At 57.9% G+C, this 8,780-nt stretch carries 8 protein-coding genes; 5 read left to right on the top strand and 3 right to left on the bottom strand.

Going from position 1 to position 8,780, the window contains the following annotated elements; genetic code table 11:
• Positions 1-348 precede the first annotated feature (348 nt).
• Positions 349-726, bottom strand: a complete 378-nt coding sequence (locus AKL27_RS26980; protein ID WP_083438828.1) for a c-type cytochrome — start codon at positions 724-726, stop codon at positions 349-351.
• Between the two features lie 340 nt (positions 727-1,066).
• Between AKL27_RS26980 and AKL27_RS01830 the strand changes: the two genes are divergently transcribed.
• From AKL27_RS01830 to AKL27_RS01810, 5 genes are all read left to right on the top strand, one after another.
• A complete protein-coding gene (locus AKL27_RS01830; protein WP_050460907.1) occupies positions 1,067-1,897 on the top strand; it encodes a VOC family protein in 831 nt (276 codons plus the stop codon).
• A gap of 51 nt (positions 1,898-1,948) precedes the next feature.
• Positions 1,949-2,863, top strand: a complete 915-nt coding sequence (locus tag AKL27_RS01825) for a LysR family transcriptional regulator (protein ID WP_050460905.1) — start codon at positions 1,949-1,951, stop codon at positions 2,861-2,863.
• A gap of 279 nt (positions 2,864-3,142) precedes the next feature.
• Entirely contained in the window at positions 3,143-4,474 is a 1,332-nt protein-coding gene (locus tag AKL27_RS01820; protein ID WP_050460904.1) for an MFS transporter, read from the top strand.
• Positions 4,475-4,593: 119 nt separating this feature from the next.
• A complete protein-coding gene (locus AKL27_RS01815; protein WP_050460903.1) occupies positions 4,594-5,583 on the top strand; it encodes a M14 family metallopeptidase in 990 nt (329 codons plus the stop codon).
• A gap of 75 nt (positions 5,584-5,658) precedes the next feature.
• Complete coding sequence (locus tag AKL27_RS01810; RefSeq protein WP_083438827.1) at positions 5,659-7,242, top strand: methyl-accepting chemotaxis protein; 1,584 nt, start codon at positions 5,659-5,661, stop codon at positions 7,240-7,242.
• Between the two features lie 38 nt (positions 7,243-7,280).
• Here the strand turns inward: AKL27_RS01810 and AKL27_RS01805 are convergent, their stop codons facing one another.
• Together AKL27_RS01805 and AKL27_RS01800 are read right to left on the bottom strand one after the other, a co-directional pair.
• Positions 7,281-8,483, bottom strand: coding sequence for a type II toxin-antitoxin system HipA family toxin (locus tag AKL27_RS01805; RefSeq protein WP_050460901.1), 1,203 nt, complete (start codon positions 8,481-8,483; stop codon positions 7,281-7,283).
• Positions 8,476-8,733 carry a helix-turn-helix domain-containing protein gene (locus AKL27_RS01800; RefSeq protein WP_050460899.1) on the bottom strand — a complete coding sequence of 86 codons (258 nt, stop codon included), beginning with the start codon at positions 8,731-8,733 and terminating at the stop codon, positions 8,476-8,478. The genes AKL27_RS01805 and AKL27_RS01800 overlap by 8 nt, the downstream gene beginning before the upstream one ends.
• Positions 8,734-8,780 lie beyond the last annotated feature (47 nt).

The raw sequence follows: 8,780 nt of genomic DNA, 5'->3' as shown, positions 1-8,780 counted from the left end.
GTGTGGATGACGAAAACACACCACATAGGCGAGTTGGCGCTGCGAGAACTTGATGCCCGGCGTTTGCGTATACCGAAAACCGTGGTTATGTTCCCCTTGAATCGTTTACTGATACAGAGAACCCGATTTTTGCCGACCAGAGGTTAACTCACTTTATTAGAAAGCGCGGCGGTCAACGCATTTTCTTCAGGGAATATGATGGCCTGGACCATCAGTTGGACGCAGATATCTACCCAGGTTATTGGTGGCGAAACTGGCTTTTTGAGCAGCATCGTCATTGAAACGACGTATGAACCAGCCCCGCTGGGCCGGAGCTGGTTCATATTCGACGCGATGTCCTGATCAGCATCACCGGCTTTTTGAAATCACGCCGCTCATGTATTCATTCAAGTCGCGCAGATCCTTGACTCGCCAAGAGTACGGCGGCAGCTTCACGCCGTTCTCTTTCAACGTTTTTGGAATCAAGTCTCCGTTTGGACGAAGTACTACCGAGGACACAATGACGCCCGGATAATCAAGCAATCGTTTTTTGAACGCGGTTTTTGTAAGATCAGGTGTCGGAGGATTGCTTTTATTCGCCAATGATCCCGTGCCTTTGATATCCGTTCCGTGGCACATGGCACATCGCTGCAGATAGAGATTTTTCCCGTTGGCATTCTCCGCGCAGGATAGTGATGTTTGAATCAGCGATAACATTCCCAGCGCTGCAATGACTACTATTTTCATGTTGGAAGCAATATTGGACAAGTCACGTCCTGTTGTAGTGAGATGGCAAGCATGCATGGATACGCCGTATATCCCCATCGTCCGGTGCCGCAGCGGCATTTTAGACGATAGTGCGACAACATACGGCGATGTCGCGTTGTGACACACCGGCAGGCAAGAGTCTCCTTTTATACATGGACAAAGCAGCACAATCGTCGTCGAACGAATCCAAAACAGACTGATGGTTTTCATGCAATGACAATCCCGCTGCGCCATATTTACGCCATCTGTACAATTCCGAATCAAATCAACTGCCTGAACAATAGTGTCAGTCGCTCAATCTCCGTGTGAACCCATCCCCATGAACCATCGCCATCTCCCGCTGCCATCCGGTATCAGTCAAAATCCCGCTGCGCTTGACCATCTGGTCATCAACACCCATTACGACATCGATGATGCGCAGGCACTGTTCGAAGGCCTGGGCTTTATTGTGACGCCGCGCGGCTACCACACCCTCGGCTCGGTCAATCACCTGATCGTTCTGGCCGGTGGTTATCTGGAATTGATCGGCCAGCCGCGCGACAGCGACAAGATCCGCCAGGAAATTCTCGACAGTCCGGTCGGCATCGATGGCCTGGTCTACGCCGTGGACGACATACAGGCTTGCCACGACGACTGGCTTGCCATGGGGCTGGATGCACAGCCGATTCAGCATTTTTCGCGGCCGGTGCTGGTGGCGGGCGAACCGCTGGATGCGCGTTTTTCTACGGTCCGTTTGCGCCCTGGCCAATTTACGGCCGGCCGCGTGTATGCCTGTCGCCATCTGACGCCGGAACTGGTATGGCGCCCGGAATGGCTGCCTCACCCCAACGGCGTGCGCGGGATTGCCAGTCTGCTGGTGGTGGATCAGGACCCGGCGCAGGCGGCAAGTGATTACGCCCGCATGGGGTGCTGGGGTTCTGACTTTGCGTTGGAATTTGCCGACGCCGGCGCGTTGGCGGCGCGCTTTGGCGCACTTGCCGGGCATACACCGCAACGCGCCGCATTTTTTGCCGCCATCCGCTGGCGTGGCGGCGACCGCAGTGTCATTTCCGCCCGTGCTCGCGCGCTCGGCTTGCCAATTCAGGAAGATGCGAACATGCTCAGGCTGGCGCTGCCGGCTTTTCGGACGCTGTTCGAATTTGTTGACTGAGCCTGTGGCAAGCCGCGTTCAAGAGTCGGTTTTTAAAGAAAAGAGCATGTCGTGCAACTAAGCTGGCTGGAAGACTTCATCGAACTGGCGCGTATGCGCAGCTTTTCGCGCGCCGCCGAAAATCGTTTCATCACGCACCCTGCTTTCGGCCGCCGCATCAAGGCGCTGGAGCAATGGGTGGGTGCCGAGCTGGTGGCGCGCTCGCACCCGGTATCGCTGACGCCTGCCGGGCAGTTGTTTCTCGACGCCGCCACACATGCGACGGATGTGCTGTATGCCGCCAGAGGACAATTGCAGGATGGCTCCAGTCCGGTTGAGCAAACCTTGCGCGTGGCCACCGGGCGCACGCTGGCGCGGACCTTTTTTCCTGACTGGTATGCCAGCATCAATCAACGCTTCGGCCCGTTTCCGGTATCGGTCAGCACCGGCGGCGCCCAAGAAGTCATTTTGCGGCTGGGCGCCGGCGATGCCGATTTGCTGGTGATTTATTCCAGTCCCACTACCCGGCTGCTGATCGATCCCTTGCGCTACGAATCGCTGACACTGGCGCGTGAAATCCTGTTGCCGGTAGTGGCTGCCGATGCCAAAGGGCGGCCGAAATTCAAGCTGGCAGCGGCTAACGCCGCGACGCCGACGCCTTGGCTGGCGTTCTCGCAATCGCTGACCTTGCGCGGCGTATTGGCCAAACATCTGGCCGGCCTGCCCAAGAAAATTTCCTTGCGCATGGTGTATGAAGCCGATTCCTATGAATCGATCCACGAAATGGCGCGGCGCGGCGTCGGTGTGGCGTGGCTGCCGCAACGGTTGGTACAGGAGGATGTCAACGACCGCCGGCTGCTGGTTATCGGCGAGCCGGAGATGCGGGTCAATTTCGATATTTCACTCTACCGTGTGCGCGGCAACGACAACGCGCTGGTGAATGCGATCTGGGATGGCGTCGCCTCGGACGCCATCGACCGCTCCTGATATCGCCCGGCCAGGTCGCCCCGCTCCCGGCCTGCAGCAAAAAGCACAAAGCTGTGCCGAAACGGCAATAAGCACAAAAACGCGATCACTATACTCCCACAAAGTTCTTGAAATGCCTTCAAGTCTGTTTGGAAAAAACTCGCAATAGCGTGCATCACGCACCATTCCGGGGCGATTCACCAGATAACTTGCAGCTTTCGAGCCATAGAATAAGCGGCGCGGACATGCTCGCCATGGCATGAAGTACGCGTCGCATTGAGAGAGAACGGGAGTCATCGCATGTCCGCCAAATTTGAATCGCCATCGCACGCCGCCGCGCCGCAGCGCGCCGGGTCAGCCACGGCAAAGCGCAAAAATCCATGGAAAGAAATCTGCGCTGCCAGCATCGGGAACGCATTGGAGTTCTACGACCTGTTGATCTACGGCTACTTTGCCGTGGTGATCGGCAAGCTGTTCTTTCCGGCCCAGGATGAGACCACCTCATTGCTGCTGAGCGTCGGCACTTTCGGTATTTCATTCGTGATTCGCCCGCTCGGCGCCATCGTGCTTGGCTCATACGCTGACCGGGCCGGCCGCAAGGCTTCACTGACGGCATCGATCATGATCATGATGGCGGGCACGGCAATGATTGCCTTTGCCCCGACCTATGAGCAGATCGGCATGTTGTCGCCGATGATCATCATCGTCGCGCGGCTGTTGCAAGGCTTTTCGACCGGCGGCGAATTTGGCGCGGCGACGGCTTTCATGGTCGAGCATGCCGATGCCAAACGGCGCGGCTTTTTTGCCAGTTGGCAATTGTCGACACAAGGTCTGGCCACGGTGCTGGCGGCAGGCATCAGCGCCCTGCTCAGTTATTACCTGACCGAAGCCCAACTCAACGCCTGGGGCTGGCGCGTGGCATTCTGTTTCGGCCTGCTGGTCGGCCCGGTTGGTCTCTACATCCGCAGTCAGATCGATGAAACACCGGAATTCAAGCAAATCATCGCCGCCGCCAAGCCGGAAAAATCACCGTTGATGACGGTGCTGGTGCAAGACCGCATCAAGCTGCTGCTCGGCATCGGCGTGGTCGCCGGCGCTACCGCCTTCAACTATGTACATAAGCTCTACATGCCGACTTATGCGGTCAAGCAATTGCATATTCCTGCGACTTCATCGTTCATTGGCGCGCTGATCACCGGGCTGGTGCTGATGCTGACGGCACCGGTTTTCGGTACGCTGTCGGATCGCTACGGCCGCTTCCGCGTGCTGACGATTTCCATGCTGATGATCGGCCTGACCTCCTATCCGCTGTTCATGATGCTCAACATGTGGCCGACCGTGACCACGCTGATCATCGTGCAAGGCATCGTCGGCGTCCTGATTGCCGCCTGCCTGGGTCCGATTCCTGCCATGCTGTCGGATATATTCCCGACCCAGACCCGCGGTACCGGTCTGGCGCTCAGCTACAACTTCTCGGTGACCTTGTTCGGCGGTTTCGCCCCGCTGATCGTCACCTGGATGATCGCCGCCACCGAGAACAAGATGGCCCCCAGTTTCTATGTCGTGGCCACGGCGCTGATCAGTCTGGTCGCAGTGATCACGCTGGGACGCCGGATGGGCCGTCAGCCGTGATGGCGGCGTTCTCAATATAGATTCTTGCAGATTCTTTCACTTATTCAGACCAGATACTCAGCCCGCTTGCGCCCGCGCGCATTGGCTGATGTCGGGTGCCTGAACGTCGGAGCAATAGTATGAAAACCCTGGAACAAGTACGCGCACAATTGAAGCACTATCCGCTGGAGGTTGAATTTCCGGATATCGCCAAATGGCAACACGGTAATACCGGCGTGGATTTCGTCCACAGTATCGACAGCGGTGTCGCCGGTCCGCACGTGATGATTCTGGCGCTGATGCATGGCAACGAAGTCAGCGGCGCCATTACGGTGGACCGTTTGTTGCAGATGCGGGATACCCTGCGCCCATTGCAAGGTCGTGTTTCTCTGGGATTCGCCAACGTCGAGGCGTATCGCCGTTTCGACGCCCGCGATCCGGACGCCACGCGTTATGTAGACGAAGACATGAACCGGGTGTGGTCGTCAGTCCGTCTCGATGGCCCCGAAGACAGCATCGAACTGCGCCGGGCACGCCAGTTGCGGCCGATCATCGATAGTGTCGACTACATGCTGGATTTGCATTCGATGCATGAAGAAGCGCCGCCACTGATCGTCAGTGGCCCGCTCGACAAGGGCATTCAGTTCTCCGCGGATGTCGGCGCGCCGGCACACGTCATCATCGACGCCGGCCATCCGAATGGCAAACGCATGCGCGATTATGCCGATTTCGGCGACCCGGCCAGCACCAGGAATGCCCTGCTGATCGAGACCGGCCAGCACTTTTCTGCGCGCAGCAAGGATGTGGCGATGGATTCGGCCTGTCGCTTCCTGATTGCCACCGGCGTCATGCGCGCCAGCGATCTGAGCACCTTCATGCTGGCCGGCGAGCCGTCGCCGCAACGGTTTTACCGCGTCACCGAATCCGTGGTGGCGACCTCCTACGATTTCGAATTCTGCGACGACTATCACGGCATGGAAGTGATCCCCAAGGCCGGCACCGTCATCGCCCGCGAAGGCGCGCGCGAAGTCCTCACGCCATACGACAACTGCGTGATCGTCATGCCGTCGCTGCGCCAGCTCGGACCGGGCGTGACGGTCGTGCGTCTGGGCCATATCGTCACGCGTTAGCAGTGGTACGGAGGTACTTGCAACCAGGTACCTGCGACATCGTCATTGGGGGAAATGTTGAAAGCTTGGGGCAGCATGAAAATCGGTAAGCGTCTGACATTGGGATTTGCGGTAATCATGCTGCTGTCATTGGTGGTGACCGCCATCGGCATCTGGCGTTTGCAAGTGGTGGCGGAGGTGACGCGCGCAATGGTTGAGCAGTCGGCGCGCAAGGAGCGCCTGATCGCCAGCTGGTACGGCAGTCTGCGTGCCGGCGTGGTGCGCACGATTGCCATTTCGCGCAGTGCCGACACCACCTTGAAAACGTATTTCATCGATGAAGCCAAGGCCTCGACCAACAATTCCTCGCGCCTGCAAAAAGAGATCGGTGAATTATTGCGCAGCGATGAAGAAACAGCGCTGTTCCACAACATCGCTGAACGGCGCAAGGTTTACCTCGCTTCCCACAACCGCATTCTCGATTTGAAATCCGGCGGCAACATCGATGAAGGCAATCGCCTGCTGGATCAGGAGTTCGTCCCGTTGGCAAAAAGCTATCAGGATGCGATGCTCAAGCTGCTGGAACTGGAACAGCGCGAGATTGACAAGACCACCCGCCATATCGAGCAGATTGCCGACGACAGCAGTCGTCTGTTGCTGATACTGGAAGGCGTGGCGTTGCTGTTCGGCTGCTTCTGCGCCTGGTATCTGACGCTCGGCATCACGCGTCCGGTCAATATCGCCGTCGGCATTTCGCGCCGGGTCGCGGATGGCGATCTGACGGCGGCACTCGGCGGCGACCGCCACTCTTCCGGCAAAGACGATGAAGTCGGCCAACTGCTGACTTCCCTGCACGACATGCGCGGCAGCTTGCGCAACATCGTCAGCAACGTGCGCGCCGGCACCAATACCATCATGGTGGCCTCCGGTGAAATCAGCAGCGGCAACAGCGATTTGTCGATGCGCACCGAGCAACAGGCCAGCGCGCTGGAAGAAACCGCCTCAGCCATGGAAGAACTGACGTCTACCGTGCGTCAAAACGCCGACAACGCCAATACCGCCAGCCGTCTTGCCGCCACCGCCTCCGGGATTGCCATCGAAGGCGGCGACGTGGTCGGTCGCGTGGTCGATACCATGACCGCCATCAACAGTTCGTCGCGCCAGATCGTCGATATCATCAGCGTCATTGACGGCATTGCGTTCCAGACCAACATTCTGGCGTTGAACGCGGCGGTGGAAGCCGCCCGTGCCGGCGAACAGGGTCGCGGTTTTGCGGTGGTCGCCAGCGAAGTGCGCAGCCTCGCGCAGCGCAGCGCCACCGCCGCCCGGGAAATCAAGCAACTGATCAGTACCTCGGTACAGAATGTGGACGACGGCAGTCAACTGGTAGCGCAAGCCGGCGCCACCATGACGCGCATCGTCGACAGCATCAAACAGGTCGCTGGCGTGGTCAACGACATCAGCGTTGCCAGTCGCGAACAATCGAGCGGCATCGAGCAAGTCAGCATCGCGATCACGCAGATGGACGAGATGACGCAGCAGAACGCCGCATTGGTAGAACAAGCAGCGGCAGCGGCCACCTCCATGCAACATCAGGCTGCGGCGCTGACGCAACTGGTCAGTGTTTTTGCACTGGATCATGCCGGCCAGACAACGCCGGTCCGGCCAAACCTCGCCTGACGCTGCGGCTGGCTTGCGCAGTTTTCAGTCTGCCATCCTCACCGGGGCGTGCTCAGGACCGTCAACCCTTTGGCAATCTCAGGCTGCATTTTTTGCCATATTTCACCGGTCTCGATCGCCGGCACATACGAGGCGACCACGTCAAGTATTTCATCAATGATGACCGCCGGCCGGTCCAGTTTGCAGTGTGCCTTGCCGAACGCGATAAGCTGCTCGCGCGAGGGCCATGCCTTTTCCTTGTTCATTTTCAAGGCAATGGTGTCGCGCGGAATATATGCCGTGGTACAGACGATGTCATACAGCGGGGACAGCCGGACGTCATCGGTCTGTGGCGTGGTGTACAGCAAGCCGAAATTTTTCAGATGGGCATCGCCGTTGCGAACGATCATGGACAGCACCAGTGACTTGAAGAATGCCGTCAGCGATGGGGTCTTGTATCGGTTGCTAGCGAAAATATCGATGGCTTTGGCGACGTTTTCGTAACTGGAGTCGTATTTGCCGTCATTCTGCTTGCCGGTCAGCGCCGTCATGTCTTCGAAGCCCAGGTATGTCCCACTCTGGGGATCGATATCAAAACGCTCGATGATGAAGACTTCCTTGTTTTCGGACAGCCAGAACTGCGGCACATCCAGCCCCGCCAGCTTGCCCATCGTCATGCAGTGGAATTCATTTTCTGCCAGACCATCAAAATCGGCGCCGCTGGCCTTGATGATCAGGCTGCGGTCTTTCATCGCGCCTTTGTCGACGGTTTCCTTGCCGCCATAGGCTGAAGCCAGCACCTTTGGCTGCACCCCTGAAATGCCGGAGCTGCCGGCGTATTTTTCCGCCAGATAGTCGAACAGGCTTTCAGTCCCCTTCCAGGCCAGCAATGCGCTCAGGTCTTCCGGTTTTGCATGTTCGACGCCAAGCGCATCCAGACTGACACTGACGCGGCCGATCATGTCACTGCCCGTCAGCGCCAAAATATTGAAGTCATCCATTTTCATGGTCTTGCTGAAACGGGCATGAATCCAGTGCAGCAAATATCCTTCCGGCAGATTCTGCCGCAATACGCCCGGCAAGATGTTGGCCGCGTAGGTTTCTGCGCGCAGCGGCATCGTCAGGCTGATCTCGCAGGCCGGATCGTCGGTACGATAGCCGAAAACTATCTGGGATTCGCGCGCAAGGCGCCCGGCCAGACCCTGGCTGGTATGTACGAACAATTGTTTCAGACGCTGCGGCCGGGGCTGGGATTTATTCATCGTCGGCGAAGATGGCGCTGAGCTCGGATTCGGTCGGACGTTTCGGTTCTTCGATGATGGCAATGCTCAACCCGAGTGCATTGAGAATGCGTTCAATCTTGCGAAAGCCGATGTCACTGGAACCAGACCCGTTTTCAAGATCGATCAGGGTGCGCCGGCTGATATCGGCGCGCGCGGCCAGCTCCGCCTGGGTTAGCTGGAGCGCGCGGCGGCGCGTGGCAATGATGTGAGCGAGATTCAGGATGTTCATGTGAAGAATTTAGCACATTTATTTAAATAATCAATAAATAGTGCAAA

Source organism: Herbaspirillum autotrophicum, from assembly GCF_001189915.1.
GTDB classification, from domain to species: Bacteria; Pseudomonadota; Gammaproteobacteria; order Burkholderiales; family Burkholderiaceae_D; genus Herbaspirillum; species Herbaspirillum autotrophicum.
Note: the sequence above shows the minus strand (reverse complement) of the source record. Positions and strands in the feature narration are given on the sequence as shown.

What these genes read in the sequence shown, in the direction of transcription:
- AKL27_RS26980 (WP_083438828.1), bottom strand. Translation starts at nt 726, where the DNA reads ATGAAAATAGTAGTCATTGCAGCGCTGGGAATGTTATCGCTGATTCAA.
- AKL27_RS01830 (WP_050460907.1), top strand. Translation starts at nt 1,067, where the DNA reads ATGAACCATCGCCATCTCCCGCTGCCATCCGGTATCAGTCAAAATCCC.
- AKL27_RS01820 (WP_050460904.1), top strand. Translation starts at nt 3,143, where the DNA reads ATGTCCGCCAAATTTGAATCGCCATCGCACGCCGCCGCGCCGCAGCGC.
- AKL27_RS01815 (WP_050460903.1), top strand. Translation starts at nt 4,594, where the DNA reads ATGAAAACCCTGGAACAAGTACGCGCACAATTGAAGCACTATCCGCTG.
- AKL27_RS01810 (WP_083438827.1), top strand. Translation starts at nt 5,659, where the DNA reads ATGAAAATCGGTAAGCGTCTGACATTGGGATTTGCGGTAATCATGCTG.
- AKL27_RS01805 (WP_050460901.1), bottom strand. Translation starts at nt 8,483, where the DNA reads ATGAATAAATCCCAGCCCCGGCCGCAGCGTCTGAAACAATTGTTCGTA.
- AKL27_RS01800 (WP_050460899.1), bottom strand. Translation starts at nt 8,733, where the DNA reads ATGAACATCCTGAATCTCGCTCACATCATTGCCACGCGCCGCCGCGCG.